The sequence below is a fragment of the Pseudarthrobacter sp. YAF2 genome (genome assembly GCF_052113345.1).
In the GTDB taxonomy this organism is placed as follows: Bacteria; Actinomycetota; Actinomycetes; order Actinomycetales; family Micrococcaceae; genus Arthrobacter.
The window spans coordinates 23,415-42,447 of the sequence record NZ_JBFRDA010000015.1; the positions used below are offsets into that span (position 1 = coordinate 23,415).

18 protein-coding genes and 1 pseudogene are annotated in these 19,033 nt (G+C 68.3%); 15 read left to right on the forward strand and 4 right to left on the reverse strand.

The genetic code is table 11. From position 1 onward, the window contains the following. The first annotated feature begins 10 nt into the window (after nt 1–10). Nucleotides 11–673 carry a heme exporter protein CcmD gene (gene ccmD, locus AB4Y79_RS15995; RefSeq protein WP_441863770.1) on the forward strand — a complete coding sequence of 221 codons (663 nt, stop codon included), beginning with the start codon at nt 11–13 and terminating at the stop codon, nt 671–673. A gap of 72 nt (nt 674–745) precedes the next feature. Here ccmD and AB4Y79_RS16000 read toward each other — a convergent pair whose 3' ends face one another. Beyond that, on the reverse strand, nt 746–1,789 hold the full coding sequence (locus tag AB4Y79_RS16000; protein ID WP_441863772.1) for an NAD-dependent epimerase/dehydratase family protein: 1,044 nt from the start codon (nt 1,787–1,789) through the stop codon (nt 746–748). 146 nt (nt 1,790–1,935) lie between these two features. On the opposite strand from AB4Y79_RS16000, the gene AB4Y79_RS16005 reads away from it, so the two are divergent. From AB4Y79_RS16005 to AB4Y79_RS16055, 11 genes and pseudogenes are all read left to right on the forward strand, one after another. Continuing rightward, entirely contained in the window at nt 1,936–2,889 is a 954-nt protein-coding gene (locus AB4Y79_RS16005; protein ID WP_441863775.1) for a sigma-70 family RNA polymerase sigma factor, read from the forward strand. A gap of 201 nt (nt 2,890–3,090) precedes the next feature. Continuing rightward, nucleotides 3,091–3,627, forward strand: coding sequence for a D-glycero-alpha-D-manno-heptose-1,7-bisphosphate 7-phosphatase (locus AB4Y79_RS16010; RefSeq protein ID WP_441863778.1), 537 nt, complete (start codon nt 3,091–3,093; stop codon nt 3,625–3,627). Then, complete coding sequence (locus tag AB4Y79_RS16015) at nt 3,627–4,712, forward strand: glycosyltransferase family 9 protein (RefSeq protein ID WP_441863781.1); 1,086 nt, start codon at nt 3,627–3,629, stop codon at nt 4,710–4,712. The genes AB4Y79_RS16010 and AB4Y79_RS16015 overlap by 1 nt, the downstream gene beginning before the upstream one ends. After that, a pseudogene (locus tag AB4Y79_RS16020) lies at nt 4,709–5,747 on the forward strand (glycosyltransferase). The gene AB4Y79_RS16015 and the pseudogene AB4Y79_RS16020 overlap by 4 nt, the downstream one beginning before the upstream one ends. Next, complete coding sequence (locus tag AB4Y79_RS16025) at nt 5,744–6,997, forward strand: glycosyltransferase (protein WP_441863784.1); 1,254 nt, start codon at nt 5,744–5,746, stop codon at nt 6,995–6,997. The pseudogene AB4Y79_RS16020 and the gene AB4Y79_RS16025 overlap by 4 nt, the downstream one beginning before the upstream one ends. Then, nucleotides 6,994–7,701: a D-sedoheptulose-7-phosphate isomerase gene (locus tag AB4Y79_RS16030; RefSeq protein ID WP_441863787.1), complete on the forward strand. Its 708-nt coding sequence runs from the start codon at nt 6,994–6,996 to the stop codon at nt 7,699–7,701. Before AB4Y79_RS16025 ends, AB4Y79_RS16030 begins: the two co-directional genes overlap by 4 nt. Further along, nucleotides 7,698–9,104, forward strand: a complete 1,407-nt coding sequence (locus AB4Y79_RS16035; protein WP_441863789.1) for a PfkB family carbohydrate kinase — start codon at nt 7,698–7,700, stop codon at nt 9,102–9,104. Before AB4Y79_RS16030 ends, AB4Y79_RS16035 begins: the two co-directional genes overlap by 4 nt. Nucleotides 9,105–9,157: 53 nt before the next feature. Next, the gene (locus tag AB4Y79_RS16040) at nt 9,158–9,871 is read left to right on the forward strand and encodes an SDR family oxidoreductase (RefSeq protein WP_441863791.1); all 714 of its coding nucleotides are present in this window, start codon (nt 9,158–9,160) and stop codon (nt 9,869–9,871) included. 77 nt (nt 9,872–9,948) lie between these two features. After that, on the forward strand, nt 9,949–11,376 hold the full coding sequence (locus AB4Y79_RS16045) for an aldehyde dehydrogenase family protein (protein ID WP_441863794.1): 1,428 nt from the start codon (nt 9,949–9,951) through the stop codon (nt 11,374–11,376). Further along, on the forward strand, nt 11,373–12,905 hold the full coding sequence (rfaE2, locus tag AB4Y79_RS16050; RefSeq protein ID WP_441863797.1) for a D-glycero-beta-D-manno-heptose 1-phosphate adenylyltransferase: 1,533 nt from the start codon (nt 11,373–11,375) through the stop codon (nt 12,903–12,905). Before AB4Y79_RS16045 ends, rfaE2 begins: the two co-directional genes overlap by 4 nt. A 32-nt stretch (nt 12,906–12,937) precedes the next feature. Continuing rightward, a complete protein-coding gene (locus tag AB4Y79_RS16055) occupies nt 12,938–13,912 on the forward strand; it encodes a spermidine synthase (protein WP_441863799.1) in 975 nt (324 codons plus the stop codon). Nucleotides 13,913–13,967: 55 nt separating this feature from the next. Here the strand turns inward: AB4Y79_RS16055 and AB4Y79_RS16060 are convergent, their stop codons facing one another. Next, nucleotides 13,968–14,861, reverse strand: a complete 894-nt coding sequence (locus tag AB4Y79_RS16060) for a LysR family transcriptional regulator (RefSeq protein ID WP_441863802.1) — start codon at nt 14,859–14,861, stop codon at nt 13,968–13,970. Nucleotides 14,862–14,988: 127 nt separating this feature from the next. Here AB4Y79_RS16060 and AB4Y79_RS16065 point away from each other — a divergent pair, with 127 nt between their 5' ends. Continuing rightward, nucleotides 14,989–16,368, forward strand: coding sequence for an MFS transporter (locus AB4Y79_RS16065; RefSeq protein WP_441863805.1), 1,380 nt, complete (start codon nt 14,989–14,991; stop codon nt 16,366–16,368). A 55-nt stretch (nt 16,369–16,423) separates the two neighbouring features. Further along, nucleotides 16,424–17,173: a 3-hydroxybutyrate dehydrogenase gene (locus AB4Y79_RS16070; protein WP_441863807.1), complete on the forward strand. Its 750-nt coding sequence runs from the start codon at nt 16,424–16,426 to the stop codon at nt 17,171–17,173. Between the two features lie 9 nt (nt 17,174–17,182). Here AB4Y79_RS16070 and AB4Y79_RS16075 read toward each other — a convergent pair whose 3' ends face one another. Together AB4Y79_RS16075 and AB4Y79_RS16080 are read right to left on the reverse strand one after the other, a co-directional pair. Then, nucleotides 17,183–17,446, reverse strand: a complete 264-nt coding sequence (locus AB4Y79_RS16075) for a hypothetical protein (RefSeq protein ID WP_441863809.1) — start codon at nt 17,444–17,446, stop codon at nt 17,183–17,185. 167 nt (nt 17,447–17,613) lie between these two features. Next, nucleotides 17,614–18,003, reverse strand: a complete 390-nt coding sequence (locus tag AB4Y79_RS16080; protein ID WP_441863812.1) for a winged helix-turn-helix transcriptional regulator — start codon at nt 18,001–18,003, stop codon at nt 17,614–17,616. Between the two features lie 122 nt (nt 18,004–18,125). Here AB4Y79_RS16080 and AB4Y79_RS16085 point away from each other — a divergent pair, with 122 nt between their 5' ends. Beyond that, entirely contained in the window at nt 18,126–18,989 is an 864-nt protein-coding gene (locus AB4Y79_RS16085) for an SDR family oxidoreductase (protein ID WP_441863814.1), read from the forward strand. The last annotated feature ends 44 nt before the right edge of the window (nt 18,990–19,033 follow it).

Consider the following 19,033-nt stretch of genomic DNA (forward strand, 5'->3'; position numbering starts at 1 on the left):
GGTGGGAAACGTGGACACAGCTCCATGGGTATGGGTAGTGGTCGCCGTCGTCGTAGTGGCGGTGATTGTGCTGCTGTTCCTCTCCGGCGGAAGGCGCCGGAAGGCGATGCAGGAGAAGCGCGACCAGGAGCACCGCGAGAAAGCGGCAGAGATCCGCCATCAGGCTGAAAATATGGAACTCGACGCCCGCGAACGGGAAGCCAAAGCCATCCGGGCGCGTGCCGACGCCGAGCAGGCCCAGGTGGACGCGGCGCGGTTGCGGCAGGAAGCCGAGGAGCGCAGCCGGGAAGCCCAGTCCCTCCGGAGTGACGTTGCCGGCCATACGCGGAAGGCGGACGAACTTGACCCCGACGTCGGGCGCGATGGTACCCGCCGCGGCGTACGCGAGGCGTATGAGGATCGGCAGGCGCAGGCCCAGTCCGGCAACCGCGACGTCCAGGGCGTCCGTGATGGCCGGGTGGCGGAGTCCGCAGCTCCTGCCCAGGATGCTGATGCTGTCCGGGAGCCGGGGCGCAGGGAAGGCGACGCGCCCGACGTCGGGCACAGCGACGGGACGCGCCGGGAAGCCCGCCGTGGCGAAGCTCCGATCGAAACCGACCGGGGTGATGCTGCAGGTGCAGCCGACACGGGGCATGCTGTCCACGACGAAAGGGAACCGCGCACAGGCATCTAGAGCTGCCCTCAAAGACGGTCAGGGACCGGCTGTTCCGCAGCCGGCCCCTGGCCGTCTTTGATGCGCTCGGCGTTACGGCGTGCGTCGCGGTTTGAGGACGGGGGAAGGGTAGACGCCTTCCCCCGCTCCCAGCCCGGCGATGAGTTCCTTGACCGCTTCAATCGACGACACTTTCGGTTCCCATCCCAAAATGCGCCGCGCCCGGCCCGTGTCCATGATGGGCGCACCCGCCGCCATCGCCACCCATCCCGCATCTGTGGGTTGGAGGCGTGCCCGCCATGTCAGGTCCACCACAGCATGCAGGAGCCGCAGCGGGATGGGAAGAATTCTCTTGGCCCCCAGGATGCGCGCCAGGTCCGGCGGGCCCAGGACCGGCTCGGCGGCGATATTGAATGCACCACTGGCACGCTGGTCCACCACCCTCCAGTAGGCATCTGCAACGTCATCCGCATGGACGGCCTGGAATACCAGCTCGTCCGGAACCGGCAGCAGTGGAATCCAAGGTTTCCCCGGCACAAACCGCGAAAGGATCCGGCCGAGGAAATAGCGGCCGATTTCACTTCCGGCACCGCCTTGGAAAATCAGGCCCGGCCGCAGGCGTGCCACCGCAATCCTTGGTTGCCTTGCCGCGAATCCGTCCAGCAGCCTTTCCTGCTCCGCTTTGTGCCGGCTGTAATGTGAGCCGGCAATTCCCTTCGCCGGCCACGACTCATCCCTGCGTTGGTCTTTGCCCGCCTGGCTGTAGCCGCCTACCGAGGACGCGCAGACAACCTGCTTGGCGCCCGCCCTCGCGGCTGCTTCGAGGACATTCCGGGTGCCCGTGACATTGGTGCGGTGCAGGAGGGCGAGGTCGTGGTTTGGCTGGATCTGCCATGCCAGGTGGACCACCGCATCCACCCCGGCGAACGCCTCCTCAAGCAGCGGCCTGTGCTGGTCCAGTCCAACGTCCAGCGTGTGCCACTGAATGCCCACGTAGGGCTCCAACGAGGTGTCGGGCAGCCTGCGGCTGATCCCAACCAGCTCCAGGCTGCCGGGCTTCACGGCGAGCTGCGCATGCAGTCTTCGCAACAGTGCTGTTCCGGCGTTTCCGCTGGCCCCGGTAATGGCAATGCGCATAGGAGGACTCCCTTGGCAGTAGTCTGCGATGTCCGGTCATCGGAGAGCCTACAACGGAGAAGGATTGTTTTATAAGCAGCCTTATGATTTCCTACTTCTAAGTCTTGCCGCAGGCTTTCGGAACCAGAACCAGGGAAACCAGAATCATGCCCGAATCCTTCGCCGCGCTTGCCGTGGATGCCGCACTTGAGAACTTTCCAGCACCGGAAACGGCGCAACAACAACAGTCTCCCGCCCCCTCGGGACGGTTGCGCGAGACGTTCGCCAATGACCTGGTCCTGAGGTACCTGGACCTCGCCGAGGCCCTGGCCGGCCGTTTCGAGGCCCGCGGCCGGGAGCGGGCGGACCTCAACCAGGTGGCCTATCTTGGCCTGGTCAAAGCCGCGCGCGGATTCGACCAGGCAAAGGGTGAGAGTTTCCCGGCCTATGCGGCCCCCACCATCACCGGGGAGCTCAAGCGGTACCTTCGGGACCGGACGTGGGTAGTGCGTCCGCCACGGCATATCCAGGACCTCAGGACCCGGCTGTACCGGGCGGAGCCGGAGTTGACCCAGTCGCTGGGCAGGAACCCAAGCGTGGCCGAGTTGGCCGGGGAACTCGGAACGGACCCGGCCGAGGTGCAGGAAGCCATCTCGGCATCCAGCAGCATGCATCCGGACTCGCTCGACGCCGTGAACCCAAACTCGGACGCCCCGTCGATCGGCGACATCCTTGCCTGCCCCGACACGCCGCTGGAGCGACTTGAAGAGCTTGCCTGCCTGCGTGAAGCAATGCAGGACCTGGACGACTCCGACCGTGAGCTTCTGTACCGCCGCTACTTCTGTGAGGAAACACAAGTCCAGCTGGGCAAGCGGCTGGGGATGTCCCAGATGCAGGTATCGCGGCGCCTGGCGAAGGTCCTGGTGGAATTGCAGCGGCGGCTGGAGGCAAGCACCGGTGCCGACCTGCCGGAAGATGCCGGAACCTCGACGGCGGTGCGAGACCCACGGGCCGACCGTACGGCCGGTCGAGTCCAGCCGTTTCCCCGGACCCGGCACACGCTCCATCCAAGTGCGTCCAGCAAGGGTTCCGGCTGCGCCGCAGGCGCAAGGTCAAGGTAGCGTCCGGAACTGTCCCCGAAAGGCGCCGGGCGCCACTACCCGGGTCCGCGGCGCGCTGCAAGGTAAACGCCAGGCGGCTCCGGGAGGTATTGCCGCGGTGGCGTTGTTCGCGCCTCGACGGTTTCGACGCACCCCAAGAAACAGCCGCCACCATACTTGTGCGCGTGTTTAGGGCCGCCCGTGGGAGGGAACTGATTGGTCATGGAAAGCTCTGCAACCTTCAGGCCCCGTGTTGTCCTGTTCGACCGGGACGGGACGCTGGTGGTCGATGTGCCCTACAACGGGGACCCCGGCAGGGTGCGGCCCGTCCCGGGCGCCAAGGCAGTGCTGGACGGCCTCCGCGCGGACGGCATTGCTACAGGCGTCATCACCAACCAGTCGGGCATCGCCCGCGGCCTCGTCACCGCCGATGACGTTGCAAGGGTCAATGCCCGGGTGGAAGAACTGCTGGGCCCCTTCGATGTCTGGGAAGTGTGCCCCCACGCCGAGCAGGACGGCTGCACTTGCCGCAAGCCCGCGCCAGGGATGATCCACAGCGCGTGCCGAAAACTGGGCATCGACGAATCCGAGGCTGCCCTCATCGGTGACATCGGCGCCGACGTTGGTGCCGCCGAGGCGGCCGGAGCCACCGGCGTACTGGTTCCCACGCCCGTGACCCGGGCCGAGGAAGTGGCCGCGGCGCGACTGGTCGCCTCCGACTTGGCGGCCGCCGTCGGCATGCTGCAGGGGATGTACTGATGGGACACGTCCTGGTGGCCCGGCTCGACAGTATGGGCGATGTCCTGCTGGCCGGTCCCGCCGTCCGGGCGGTTGCCGGCGGCCGTGACCGCGACGGCGGCCCGAACCACGTGGTCATGCTGTGCGGGCGGCAAGGGGAGGCGGCAGCCGGAATGCTGCCGGGCGCAGCAGAGGTGTACACCTGGGACAGCCCGTGGATCATGAACCCGGCGCCGAAAATGACTGGCCCCCACGCCGACAGGCTCATCGAGTACGTCCGGAACTCCAGGATCACCGAAGCCGTCATCCTCACGTCCTTCCACCAGTCGTCCCTTCCGCTGGCACTGCTGCTCCGCCTGGCAGGCGTGGAACGGATCACCGGTGCATCCACCGATTACGCCGGATCCCTGCTGGATGTCCGGCTCAAACCGGGCGAAGACTTTCCCGAAGACCAGCCCGAAGCCGAGCGGGCGCTGGGGATCGCCGAGGCCGCGGGCTTTCGGCTGCCGGCCGGTGACGATGGAAAACTGCAACTCAACCACGTCCCCGACGTCACCGACCTGGTGGGCGACGGGCCCTACGTGGTGGTCCATCCCGGGGCGGCTGTTCCCGCACGAGCGTGGCCTCCGTTGCACCACGCGGCCGCCGTCGAACTCCTCGAGGGAGCCGGGTACCGGGTGGTGGTGACGGGTGGGCCCGGAGAGAAATCATTGACCGCCACCGTGGCCGGCCCCTCGGCGCTGGACCTGGGCGGACGCACCGACCTTCCCATCCTGGCAGGCGTGATGGCGGGCGCCGAGGCGGTGGTCACGGGCAATACCGGCCCCGGCCACCTCGCCGCCGCCGTGGGCACACCGGTGGCATGCCTCTTTTCCCCCGTTGTCCCGGCCGTCCGCTGGGCCCCCTACGGCGTTCCACTTGAGCTCCTCGGTGACCAGAACGCCCCGTGCCGGATGACCCGTGCCCGGGTCTGCCCGGTCCCGGGGCACCCGTGCCTCGACTCGGTATCACCCGAAGAGGTAGTTGCCGCCGTTGAACGCCTCATCAGCGGAGTGAGCTCCTTCAGCACCCATGTCAGCACCCGTAGAAAGGCCCGCAACCGATGAGAATCCTGCTCTGGCACGTCCACGGTTCCTGGACTGACGCCTTTGTCCGCGGCCGCCATCAGTACCTGCTTCCCGTCCTGCCCGGAGGCGGGGCCTGGGGGCTGGGCCGCGCCGGCAGGGACTGGCCGGAATCAGTGCGGGAGGTGGACCTGGCGACGCTCGACGCCGACGCCGTGGACGCCGTCGTCCTCCAACGGCCGGAAGAAATCGACGAAGTGGTCCGTACCCTTGGCCGGGCGCCCGGCGTCGACCTTCCTGCCGTCTTCGTGGAGCACAACACGCCCAAAGGCAACTTCCCGTACGTCAGCCACCCGCTCGCGGATCAAAGCCGCATCCCGGTTGTTCACGTGACCCACTTCAACCGGCTGGCGTGGGACAACGGCTCCGCACCCACCACCGTGATCGAGCACGGCATCCCGGACCCGGGCCGGCTCTACACCGGTGAACTTCCCGAACTGGGAGTGGTGGTCAATGAGCCGGTCCGCCGGGGTCGCGTCACGGGAACGGACCTCCTGCCTGCCTTCGCCGCCGTGGCACCCCTGGAGGTGTTCGGCATGAAGACCGACGGGCTGGCAGCCGCCACCGGAATCGACCCGTCCCGGTTGGCAGCCCGGGGCGATCTGAAGACCCGGGACCTGCACCGGGAACTGGCCGGCCCGTTGCCGGGTCTACATCCACCCGATGCGGTGGACTTCCCTGGGCTTGTCGCTCCTGGAAGCCATGCACCTGGGTATGCCGGTGGTGGTGCTTGCCGCTACTGAAGCGCCGCGGGCGGTGCCGCCGGAAGCCGGCGCCGTTTCCGCCGACGTCGACGAGCTGCTCAGCAGCGCGGCGCGGCTGGTCGCGAACCCGGATGAGGCCCGACGGCGGGGAGTTGCCGCCCGCGAGGCCGCGCGGGAACGTTACGGCCTGGGCAGGTTCCAGGACCGCTGGGATGAGCTCCTGGCGGACCTGCGCAGCCGGCCCCGGCACTCCGTCAACGAACGGACGGACGAGCCGATCCTCGTTCCGGCCCGGGAGAGGAAAACCCCATGAAGATCGCCATGATTTCCGAACATGCCAGCCCGCTGGCGGCACTGGGCGGGGTGGATGCCGGTGGGCAGAACGTCCACGTTGCCGCACTGTCCGAAGCCCTGGCCAAGCGGGGCCATCACGTAACGGTCTACACCCGAAGGGATTCAACGGAGCTTCCCGAACGGGTCCGGGTGGGGCGCCGTTTCGAGGTGGTCCATGTGGACGCCGGACCCGCCTGCCACGTTCCCAAGGACGAACTGCTGCCATTCATGGGCCAACTGGCCGATGGCGTGGCAAGGGACTGGGGCCAGCGGCCGCCGGATGTGGTGCACGGCCACTTTTGGATGTCAGGTCTCGCAGCCCTGGACGCGGCCAGGCGCCCCGACGCCGGCTGCCGGGTGCCGATGCTGCAGACGTTCCACGCGCTGGGCCCCGTCAAGCGCCGGCACCAGGGTGCGGAGGACACCAGCCCGGAGGAACGCGCCTGGCTCGAACCCGGGGTAGGCAGGTCGGCTGACCGCATCATTGCCACCTGTTCCGACGAGGTCTTCGAGCTCAAGGCCATGGGCATCGCCACGGGCAAGATCTCCATTGCCCCCTGCGGGGTGGACCTCGGATTCTTTTCACCCGGCGGCCCGGTGGCGGACCGGAAGCGCCGCTACCGCATCCTGTCGGTGGGGCGGCTGGTGCCGCGCAAGGGCGTGGACCTGGTGATCCGTTCGCTGCCGTACTTGAACGCGGCGGGATTCGACGACGTCGAACTCCTGATCGTGGGCGGCGGCGCGGAAACGCAGGTCTTGCACGCCGACCCGGAAGTCCGCCGCCTGCTGAAGCTGGCGGCCGAACTGGGTGTGGCGGGGCAAGTGAACCTGCAGGGGCAGGTGCCCCGGGGCGGGATGCCCGCGATCTTCCGCAGCGCCGACGCCGTGGTCTGCGCGCCCTGGTACGAACCCTTCGGCATTGTGCCGCTCGAGGCCATGGCATGCGGCGTTCCCGTGGTGGCCGCCGCCGTGGGCGGCCTGCGGGACACCGTGGTGGACCACTCCACCGGGCTGCACGTTCCGCCCCGTGACCCGGAGGCCATTGCATCGGCCCTGTCACTGCTGCTGGAAAACCCCGCCCTCAGGACAAAACTCGGCCAGGCCGGGGAACGGCGGGCCCGCACCCGGTACTCCTGGGAGCGGGTGGCAGCGGAAACCGAAAAGGCCTACCAACTCGCCGTCGCCGGCGCGCCGGCCGGGGCGGTACCGATGGAAGGAGCGGCACTGTGACTGCAGAATGGTCCCTGCGCGAAGCCGACCTTCGCACCCTGACAACGCCCACCCTGCCCGCCGTGCTCCCGGGCGCCAGTTTCACCGATCCGGCCAGTGCCGACGTCGTCCGTACCCACCTGGACAATGTGGTTCCGGCGCTGGAGTCGCTCCGCGGGCAGTCCGGGCGGCTTGCCGCCTGGGGCGTGGAGCTTGCGCAGCGCCTGCTCCGGGGCCACCGGCTCCTGGCCGCGGGCAACGGCGGTTCCGCCGCGGAGGCGCAGCACCTGACGGCCGAACTGGTAGGCCGGTTCGATGGCGAGCGGGTGCCGTTCTCGGCGATCTCCCTGCACGCCGAATCGTCCGCCGTGACCGCTATCGCCAATGACTACGGTTACGACGACGTATTTGCCCGGCAGGTGCGCGCACATGGCCGTTCCGGCGACGTGCTGATGCTCTTGTCCACCAGCGGCAAGAGCCCCAACCTGCTGCGGGCCGCCGAAGCGGCCGGCCGGCTCAACATGGCCACCTGGGCTATGACCGGCCCCGGGCCCAACCCCTTGGCGCTCGCCTGCGACGAAGCCGTCATGATCGACGCCCCGAATGCCAATGCCCAGGAGGGACACCTGATTGCCCTGCATGCGGTATGCCGTGCCTTCGACCTGGAGGTGCACCGGCGCACACCGGCCGCTGTTCCCGGCAAGCCCGGAGGAGGCAGGCCATGAGGATTGTGGTGGTGGGCGACGTGATGTTGGACGTGGACCTGGCCGGGGAAGCCACCCGGTTGAGCCCGGACGCCCCGGTGCCCGTGGTTGATGTTTCCAGCGTGCGGCACCGGGCCGGCGGCGCCGGTCTGGTGGCACGGATGCTGGCCCAGGACGGCTGGCCGGTCACCCTGGTGACAATGCTGGGAGATGACGACGCCGGACGCCAGCTCCGTGCCCAGCTCGCCGGAGTGCGGCTGGTGGCGGGGACCAGCGGCTACCCGTCGCCGGTCAAGACCAGGGTCCGGGCCGGCTCCCATCCTGTGGTCCGCTTCGACCAGGGCTGCGAAAAAACACCGGTCCCGGACGTCATGCCCGCCATGCTCCGGGCCGTGGAAAATGCCGGGGTGATCATTGTGGCCGATTACGGCAGGGGGCTGGCGGCCAATCCCGGGCTGCGGAAGCTGCTGGCCAGCCTCGCCGGGCACGTCCCCATCGTCTGGGATCCACACCCCGCAGGTCCGGACCCGGTCCCCGGCGTGGCGGTGGTGACGCCCAACATGGCCGAAGCCACCAGGGCGGCGCGGTCCGCGGGCGCGGCAATGGACGGCCCCGGCCCAGGGGACCCGGCCGCGGATGCTGCCGGAATCCTGCTGCAGCGCTGGGGCAGCCGTGCCGTCCTGGTGACCCAGGGGGAGGAGGGGGCCCTCTTGCTGCGGCAGGGCGATCATTCTCCCCGGAATATTCCCGCGCCCAGGGTGGAAGCCGGAGATCCCTGCGGAGCCGGCGACCGCCTCGCCGCCAGCCTGGCCGTGCACCTCCTGGCCGGCCGCGACCTGCCGGATGCGGCCGCCTTGGCCGTCCACGATGCGGCGGACTTCCTGGCGGCGGGGGGAGTGGCGGCGCTGACCGATACCGCCGCGGGTGGCCGTGGCAGGGAAAGGACCGGACCGCTTGCCGGCCGCCGTACCACCGAACCGCTGCTCCTGGCCCGCTCGGTGCGCGAAAGCGGCGGAAAAGTGGTGGCCACCGGCGGCTGTTTCGATCTCCTGCATGCCGGTCACGTCCGGTCCCTCAAGGCCGCCAGGGAACTGGGGGAGTGCCTGATCGTCTGCCTCAACTCCGATGACTCGGTGCGGCGCCTCAAAGGCCCGGAACGTCCCATCATCAACCAGCACGACAGGGCGGAGCTGCTGCTGGCCATGGAATGCGTGGACGCGGTGATGGTCTTCGACGAGGACACCCCTGACGCAGCGCTGGACCGGCTCCGCCCCGACATCTGGGTCAAAGGCGGCGACTACCAGGGAGCCCGCCTGCCCGAGGCCGACCTCGTGGAAAGGTGGGGCGGCCGGTGCCTCACCGTCCCGTTCCATCCCGCCCGCTCCACCACCGGTCTCGCGGACGCACTCGCCAAGGTGGGCTGACCCGGGCTCCCTGCTCTCCTTATTGACCTGTTTTCCCTATTGAAAGGAACACCATGTCTGCAGAATCAACAGCAACTTCCGCTGCGCCCGGCCGCGTCCTGGTCACTGGCGGGGCATCCGGCCTGGGGGCCGCCGTCGTCGACGCCGTCCTGCGGGCCGGTGGCACCCCGGTTGTCCTGGACCGCGACATCAGCAGCGTCTCCGGGGTGAAAGCCTTCGAAGTGGATGTCGCGGACCGGGCCGCCGTGGAGCACGCCGTCCGGGAAGCCGCCGAGACCCTGGGCGGCCTCGACGCCGTGGTCACGGCTGCCGGAATTGACCGTTGCGGCAAGCTTGCCGACGTCGACGCCACCGAGTGGGAAAAGGTCATCGGCGTCAACCTGATGGGCACGGTTTCCGTGGTCCGCGCCGCCCTGCCCTACCTCAAGGAAACCCACGGCCGCGTGGTTACCGTGGCCTCCACCCTGGGCAAGCGTGCCGTGGCCGATGCCACCGCATACTGCGCCTCCAAGTTCGGCGTGGTGGGATTCAGCCACGCGCTGGCAGCCGAAACCGGCGGTGAAATCGGTGTCACCACCATGATCCCCGGCGGCATGAAGACCCGGTTCTTCGATGACCGTGCCGAACAGTACAAGCCGCAGGATGACTCCAGGCTCAACGACCCCGGGAACACGGCGCAGGCCATCCTGTTCGCGCTGAACCAGCCCCCCGGCTGCGAGGTCCGCGAAATGCTGATCTGCCATGAGGAAGAAGGCTCCTGGCCCTAAGCCCGCACCGGAGACGGTCAGCCGCACGCGGGACCACTAGTACCGATCCACCCACACTGAAAGGCGGGAGGAACACTATGTCCACCACAGCCACCGAAACAACCCCGGGCAGCGAAACCACCGGGGGCGCCGGCATCACCATCCAGGATCCCCGTACCGGTGAGGTGCTCTGGACGGTGCCCGAAGCGGGGCCGGAGGAAGTAGACCAGGCCATCACCGTGGCCCGCAGCGCGGCCCGCGGATGGGCAGCTGCCGCTCCAGCTGAGCGGGGTGCCGCGCTCCGCGCCGCCGCCAAGGCGCTCAATGCCGCCGCCCAGGAACTCGCCGGGCTTAACGCCAGCGAAACCGGCCGCCCGGAGGACGAGGCCCTGGCCGGCATTTCCGCCGCCGTCTCCACTTTGGAGCAGTACGCGGAACTGGCCCCCGTGCACCGCGGCCACAGCCTGCGGGGCAACCGGCTGGCCACCGATTACACCGTGGCCGAACCGCGCGGGGTTGCAGTCCTCCTCACGCCCTGGAACGACCCCGTGGCAGTCGCCTGCGGCCTGATCGGTGCCGCCCTGGTGACCGGAAACGCCGTCGTGCACAAACCCAGTGAACGCTGCCCGCGCCTGGGGGAAGCGCTGGGGGAAGTGCTCGCGCCGGCCTTCCCGCCAGGCGTCTTCCTCACCATCTCCGGTGGCGCCGGGGTGGGCGCGCTGCTCGCCCAGGCCGATGTGGACGTGATCGCCCATGTGGGCTCCAGCGCTTCCGGCGCCCGGATCGCCAGGGCCGGCGCACTGGCCGGGGCGCACGTCATCCGGGAAAACGGCGGGAACGATCCCCTGCTGGTGGACCGGGACGTCGACCCGGCCTGGGCGGCCGAACAGGCTGCGATCGGCGCCTTCAGCAACAGCGGCCAGATCTGCACGGCCGTGGAGCGGATCTACGTCCACAAGGACATCGCCGACCAGTTTTGCGTTGCCCTCGAAGCCGAGGCCGCGCTCCGGAACGGCAACGGCACCGTGGCGCCGCTCGTGGACGAGCGGATGCGTGAGGCCGTCCACGCACACGTGTCCGGCGCCGTGGCCCAGGGCGCCCGGGCCGTGGAGGGCGGAGGCCTTCCGGACGGCCCGGGTTCCTTCTACCCCGCCACCGTCCTGCTCGACTGCACCGGCAACATGGAGGTGATGACGGAGGAGACGTTCGGCCCCGTGGCACCGGTGCAGGTAGTCGAATCGTTCGACGACGGCCTGCGCCTTGCGTGCAGCGGGAAGTACGGCCTCGCGGCCACAGTCCTGAGCGCCAACCTTGCGCACATCCAGCAGGCGGTCGCGGCGCTGCCGGTGGGAACCGTGAAAGTCAACGACGTATTCGGCGGTGCTCCCGGAGGTGCCGCCCAGCCGCGCGGCCGGAGTGGGCACGGATTCGGCTACGGCCCGGAACTGCTGGACGAGTTCACGCAGGTCAAGGTGGTGCACATCGCCGCGCCACCGGCCGCCGCTGCTGAACGGGACCGGCCATGAACGGATTCCGGGAACCGTCCGACCTCTCCACCCAGCGGGCGCTGTCCGAGTGGCTCCCCGGCAGGCTTGCCGCCGAACAGCCGCCCATCCTGGTCATCGGCGACGTCATGCTGGACGGCTGGTGGAACGGCAGCATTGAACGGCTCTGCCGGGAAGCCCCCGCGCCCGTGGTGGACATCCGGAGCCGCGAATCGGTTCCGGGCGGAGCAGCGAATACTGCCATGAACCTGGCCGCACTGGGCGCCAGGGTATCCGTGGCTGGAATTGTCGGGGCCGACGACGCCGGAGAGCGCCTGCGCAGCCAACTCGCCGCGGCCGGCATCGACGTCCGGCACCTCCACGTCCATCCGGACATGGTCACCACCACCAAGATCAGGATCAGCAGCGGCGGCCAGGTGATGCTGCGCCTCGACGACTCGGCCCGGACTGTCCCGGACGACGCCATCGCCGCGCTCGCCGCCTCGGTGCGTGCCGCCGTCGAACGCCAGGATGCCGTGCTGGTGTGCGACTACGGCACCGGCGTTGTGGCGGGCCACGTCCGCCCGGCGCTGGCAGAAGCGCTGGGAAGGCGCGCGGGGCGCGCCGACCGCCCGCTGGTGGTGGTGGACGCCCACGATCCCCGGCCCTGGGCCGCCCTCCAGCCTGACCTGGTGACGCCGAATGCACAGGAGGCGGCGCGCCTGCTGGACCGGAAGCTGCCGGAGGGCCAGGGCCGGGTGGACGCCGTGGCGGCGCAGTCGGCCTTGCTCCTGGAAAGGACAGGTGCCGGCGGGGTAGTAGTGACCTTGGACCGGGACGGCACCGTCCTGTTGACCGGCGACGGCGTCAGTCACCGCACCTGGGCCCGGCCGGCGGCGGAGAAGCAGGCATCCGGGGCGGGCGATACGTTCGTCGCAGCCCTGACGCTGGCCCGCGCGGCCGGGCTGCCGCTGACGGCCAGCCTGGACCTCGCCCAGTCCGCTGCCGACGTCGTGGTCCACCAGCCCGGGACGTCGGTGTGCAGCACCGCCCAGCTCAGCCGGTACCTCAAGGCGTTCGCGGATGCGGCGCTGGGTGAGGACGAGTTGGAGCGGCAGCTGGAGCTGCACCGGGCCCAGGGCCAGCGGATCGTGCTGACGAACGGCTGTTTCGACGTGCTGCACAGCGGCCACACCCGCTACCTCAACCAGGCCAAGCAGCTGGGCGACATCCTGGTGGTGGCGCTCAACAGCGACGAATCCGTGCGCCGGCTCAAGGGTGCGGGCAGGCCCATCAACAGCGTGGCGGACAGAGCCGCCGTGGTGGCCGCGCTGAGCTGCGTGGACTACGTGACGGTGTTCGATACGCCAACAGCCGTCCCGCTGATCCGGCGCCTCCGGCCGGAAGTCTACGCCAAGGGAGGTGACTACACGCCCGGGATGCTGGCGGAAACTCCAGCGGTGGAGGAGTACGGCGGCCGTGTTGCCATCCTCGACTACGTGGCCGAACGGTCCACCACCGCCGTGGTGAACCGGATCCGGGACGGCGAAGGGGCAGTGCCAAGCAACTAAGGTTGAACCATGACTGAGGGCGGGCACCGGTAATGGCCAAACGCGGAAAGGCGGCAGGCCGCGGCCGGTCCGGAGCAGGCGTGGTGGAAGTCCCCAAGGGCACAGCGCCGGACGGTCCCGTGGAAGGCGTCTACTACATCGACACCGGGGACTGCGAGCTGATCGCGGACCAGGACAACTCCACCGGGTGGCTGCTGAAGATCAACGGTGTCATGAGCTCGCACATCGACCTCGCCGACCCCCTGTTCCTGGACTTTGAGTACATGCGCTGGATGGCTGCCCTCATTGAGTCCCGCTGGCCGCCGTCCTCCACGGCCGCAGCTCCTGCCGGGACCGCGCACAAGCTCCGCGGCCTGCACCTGGGCGGAGGCGCGTGCTCCATGGCGCGCTATTTCTCCGCCGCCTACCCCGACGCCCGGCAGGTAGTGGTGGAACTGGACGGCAAGCTCGCCGAATACGTGCGCGGCTGGTTCGACCTTCCCAAGGCACCCCTGCTCCGCATTCGCGTGGGGGAGGCCCGGGCCGTGACCGAAACCCTCACGGAGCACACCCGGGACTTCATCATCCGCGATGTCTTCGCCGGGGCCTTCACCCCGCGGCCGCTTACCACCGCCGAATTCACCGCCCACGCCAAGCGGGTCCTGGCTCCGGGCGGCCTGTATGTGGCCAACTCGGGGGATGCGCCCGACCTCAAGAACGCGCGGGAGGATGCCGCCACCATCGCCGCCGCCTTCAAGCACACGGTGATCATTGCGGACCCCGCAATGCTGAAGGGCCGGCGCTACGGCAACATGGTCATGGCGGGCAGCGACGTGCCGTTCGGCGACGATCCCCAGCTGCGGCGCCGGCTCCTGGGCGGTGCCGTCCCCGCCCATCTCTGGGATGACGCCCAGGTCCGGGCCTTCGCCGCCGGGGCACCGGTCCGCCACGACCCTCCCCACCCGCACCCTAACCTCGCAAGCTCGGCCAGGGAACCCGGCGGGCGTGGGCCCATACCCGCACCCTAACCTCGCAAGCTCGGCCAGGGAACCCGGCGGGCGTGGGCCCACGTAGTTATCGTCTTCAGCGGCCCAGGAGGGCGCCGCGGTGCTCGGCCATCCGCTCGCGGAGGGCCTGCACGACGGCGGCCACAGCCGGCCGGCGGAGCGAGTCCGGGCGCAGGACCATCCAGTAAGGCAGCAGCTCACCGATTTGATCGGGCAATAGCCGGACCAGGTCGTCATGGAGATCGCCCATGAAGCACGGCAGGAATCCGACGCCGGCACCGGCCCGGGTGGCCTCCACATGGACGAACACGTTCGTGGAGGTCAAGCCTTCGCGCATGGCCGGCACCAGCCGGCGCGGCGCATCGAGATCGTCCACCTGGAGCATCGAATCCACGAAATAGACCAGGGGATGCTCATTAAGTTCGGCCACGGTGGCCGGGGTGCCGTGTTCGGCGAGGTAAGTGCGGGAGGCGTACATTCCCAGCCGGTATTCGCCCAGCCGGATGGCCTCTGCGCGGTGCACCTGCGGCTCGCCCACCACCACCTCGATGTCCAGCCCGGAGCGCTGCTGCAGTGCCAGGCGGGTCATGGTCACCACCTCCACGCTCAGGCCCGGATGGTCCCGGCGCAGCCGCGCCACGGCCGGGGCCGCGATGTAGGCACTAAAGCCGTCGGTAGCCGTCATGCGGACGACGCCGGTAATGGGGTCGGGTGCCTGGCCGGCCGGTCCCAGCGTGCCCAGCACCGCTTCGACCTGTTCCGCCACGTGCACCGCCCGTTCGCCCAGTTCCGTGAGTTCCCAGCCGCCGGCGGCGCGGGACAGGACCCTGCCGCCGAGCGACTTCTCCAGCGCGGCAATCCTGCGCGACACGGTGGTGTGGTTCAGGCCCAGGGCCTGGGCCGCCGTCGTAAATTTTGCTGAGCGGGACACCGCCAGGAGGATCAGCAGGTCGTCGGGATTGGCGTTCATATCTGCAATTGTGCACATGCAGGGTGCCTCTTTGGGCATTGAACCGCAAAGTTTGTGCAGCAATACTCATCAGAGTCACTTGTGCTGGAGATCACAGCACGTGTCAATGTGGACACTGAGGAGAACCATGAGCGTTGAGCGCAGCCAGGCAAACGAAGCCAGGTACGCACCCAAAGGATCAGGACTGAAGAAAATCGTTGCCGCCTCCATGGTGGGGACGGTGGTGGAGTGGTACGAGTTCTTCTTGTACGCCACTGCCGCCACCCTGGTCTTTGGCAAGTACTTCTTCCCGTCTACCGGCAATGACCTGGACGGAATCATCCAAGCCTTCCTGACCTACGCGGTGGGCTTCATTGCCCGGCCGCTGGGCGGCATCGTCTTCGGCCAGATCGGCGACAAGCTCGGCCGCAAGCCCACTCTGCAGCTGACGATCGTCATCATCGGCGTGTCCACCTTCCTGATGGGCTGCCTCCCCGGCTTCGCCGACATCGGATATCTGGCCCCGGCCCTGCTGGTGGCGCTCCGGTTCATCCAGGGCTTCGCGCTCGGCGGCGAATGGGGCGGAGCCGTCCTCCTCGTGGCCGAACACAGCCCGAACAAGACCCGCGCCTTCTGGTCCAGCTGGCCCCAGGCCGCGGTCCCGGTGGGCAACCTGCTGGCCACCCTGGTGCTCTACATCATGTCCACCACCCTTAGCAGCGAGGCGTTCCTCGGCTGGGGCTGGCGTGTGGCCTTCTGGCTCTCCGCAGTGATCGTCTTTGTGGGCTACTACATCCGCACCAACGTCAGCGAGTCACCCATCTTCCTCGAAGCCAAGGAACTGGTGGAGAAGGAACAGGCCGTCAGCTATGGCGTGTTCGAAGTTGTCCGCAAGTACCCCAAGGGCATCTTCCAGGCCATGGGCCTGCGGTTCGCGGAAAACATCATGTACTACCTGGTTGTCAGCTTCGCGATCGTCTACCTCAAGAGCGTGCACAAGTACGACACCTCGTCGCTGCTGCTGGCACTGCTGATCGCGCACGTCATCCACTTCGCGATCATCCCGCAGTACGGCCGCCTGGCGGACCGGATCGGCCGCAAGCCCGTCTACCTGGCCGGCGCCATCCTCGGTGCCACCTGGCCGTTCTTCGCCTTCCCCATGTTCGATACCCGGAACGCCGTGGTCATTGTCCTCGCCGTCACTATCGGCCTGTGCCTGCACGGCCTGATGTACGCCGGACAGCCGGCCATCATGGCCGAAATGTTCCCCACCCGCATGCGGTACTCCGGCGCGTCCCTCGGCTCGCAGGTTACGTCGATCTTTGCAGGCTCACTGGCGCCGCTCCTGGCCACCCAGTGGCTGAAGGACACCGGCTCATGGCTGCCCACGGCCATCTACCTGGTCATCGCCTGCGCCATCACCACGGTGGCCGTGCTGAGCCTGAAGGAGACCAAGGGCATCGCCCTGGAGGACGTGGACAAGGAAGACGCCGCCCGCGAGGGACTGCTTCCGGCCGGCCGCCGCTAAGCTGCTGGAGCTGCTGGAGCCGTTGGACCGTTTGGGCGGATGAAGGAGAACTGCAATGGATAACACGTTGAATGGACGCAAGGCGCTGGTCACCGGCGGTGCCAGCGGAATCGGTGCCGCATGCGTGCGTGCCCTCGCGGCCCAAGGGGCGAAAGTGGTGGTGGCCGACGTCGACTCCGCCGCCGCTGCCAAGCTCGCCGACGAGGTGGGCGGCACCGCGTGGGCCGTGGACCTCCTGGACGTGGATGCCCTGGCCACCCTCAACCTCGATGTGGACATCCTGGTGAACAACGCGGGAATCCAGCGCATCAATCCCATTGAGGACTTTGATCCGGCGGACTTCCGCAGGATCATCACCCTGATGCTGGAGGCCCCGTTCCTGCTGGTCCGTGCCGCACTGCCGCACATGTACGCCAACAACTTTGGCCGCATCATCAACGTGTCCTCGGTACACGGCATCCGGGCCTCCCCGTTCAAGAGCGCATATGTATCCGCCAAGCACGGCCTGGAAGGGCTGAGCAAGGTGACGGCGCTGGAAGGCGGGGAGCACGGTGTCACCTCCAACTGCGTGAACCCGGGCTACGTGCGCACGCCGCTGGTGGAGAAGCAGATCGCGGACCAGGCCCAGGTGCACGGCATCGACGAGTCTGAGGTCCTGGCCAAGGTGATGCTCACCGAATCGGCCATCAAGCGCCTGGTGGAGCCGGAAGAAGTGGCGTCCCTGGTGGCGTGGCTGGCATCAGAGAGTGCCGGCATGGTTACCGGTGCCAGCTACACCATGGACGGTGGCTGGTCCGCGCGGTAGCACTCCCCGCTAGTCCAACGGTTTGACCACCCTGTGGTCATAGAAGTACACCCCATAGGTGGTTTTCAGTCCCACCGACCGGCGGTCCTGCCATACGACGACCCCTTCGCGCCTGCCGTTGAAGGGGTCGTCGCCAATTACGGTGTCGCCCACCCGGTACGGGCACCGCGGGCTGACCGCCCCCACGGTCCGGTGCCATACTTTCGTGAGGGCATCGCCCAGGCTGACGGGCCGGCCCATGCCGGAAAGGTCCTGTACGTAGCCCTTGGCCATGTGACCCCCTCCTTCAGGCGGCAACCGGCCGTCTGCTAACGGTGTTCGTCGGCGAAACGCTCCCAGCAGAGGATGGTCCTCCCGTTCCGGCCGCCACCGTACGCCAACGCTAGGCGCTATTCACATCAGCAACACCAGTAACAAGTACTTGTTTCGCGCGGTTGGGGCTACTTACGGGCCGCCGGGCTTCCGTTGATGATGTCCTCGGCGTTCTCGAACGCCCACGCCACAAGCGGCACCAGGAGCCCGCTCAACTCATAGCCCCGCTCGGTGAGGCTGTAGTCCACCCGGGGCGGAATGACCGGCTGGGCGTTCCTGCTGACAAGGCCGTCCCGCTCAAGCGTCTTCAAGGTCTGTGCCAGCATCTTCTCGCTGATGCCCTCGGCCCGCCGCCGCAAATCACTCCAGCGCTGCTCACCTTCGGACAGGGCGATCAGGATCAGGACGCCCCACTTGCTGGTGATGTGGTCCAGCAGGGTCCTGCTGGGGCACCCGGCCGGGAACACGCCGTCGGCAAAGGCGAGGGGCAGGGGAACGGCGTGCGGAACAGCTTTCATGACCCAAAGCTTACCTAAAGGTCAGTACCTTACTTCAAAGTGCGTACTCTCTTTGGGGAAGTATTCCAGTCGGGCCGTGGTTGTGCTCCTCGACAGATCAAAATTCCTCGAAAGGATCCATCGTGAGCATTGTTGTTACAGGCGCCACCGGACAACTCGGCCAGCACGTCATCGAAGCCCTCCTGGAGCGCGGCGTGCCCGCCGGCGGGATTGTGGCGGCCGGCCGTTCCGTTGAAAAGTTGGCCGGCTACGCTGCGCGCGGTGTCAACGTCCAGGCCATGGACTACGCCGACGCCGCGTCCGTCGCCGCCGTACTCAAGGGGGCAACGCGGGTGCTGCTGATCTCCGGCAGCGAAGTGGGCCAGCGCGTCGAACAGCACCGTACCGTCATCGAGGCAGCCCGGGCCGAAGGCGTGGAACTGCTGGCGTACACCAGCATCGCCAACGCGGACACCACCGGCATGCTGCTGGCTGGTGAGCACAAGGCCACCGAGGCCCTTCTGCGCGAGTCCGGGGTTCCCTTCGTGCTGCTCCGCAATGGCTGGTACCTGGAAAACTACACGGAGCAGTTGCCTGGAACCCTCGCCCAGGGTGCGGTCGCGGGCAGCGCCGGGGACGGCAAGGTCAGCGGTGCTGCGCGGGTGGACTACGCCCACGCCGCCGCAGCGGTCCTGGTGGCCGAGGGCCAGGCCGGCAAGGTCTACGAGCTGGGCGGCGACGAAGCCTTCAGCATGGCCGACCTCGCTGCGGAGATCAGCGCCGCCACGGGCAAAGCCATCACCTACAACGACCTCCCCGCCAAGGATTACGCCGGCCTGCTGACCTCCGTTGGCGTGCCGGAGGCGTTCGCCGAAATCCTTGCGGACTCGGACCTCGGCATCGCCCGCGGTGATCTCCTGGTCAGCACCGGAGATCTTGGGAAGCTTATTGGGCGTCCGACGACGTCGCTCGCGCAAGCAGTACGGTCCGCCGCGGCTACGGCGTAAGGCAGCGGAAAAGGAAGGTGCCCGGTCCCTGTGGGGCCGGGCAC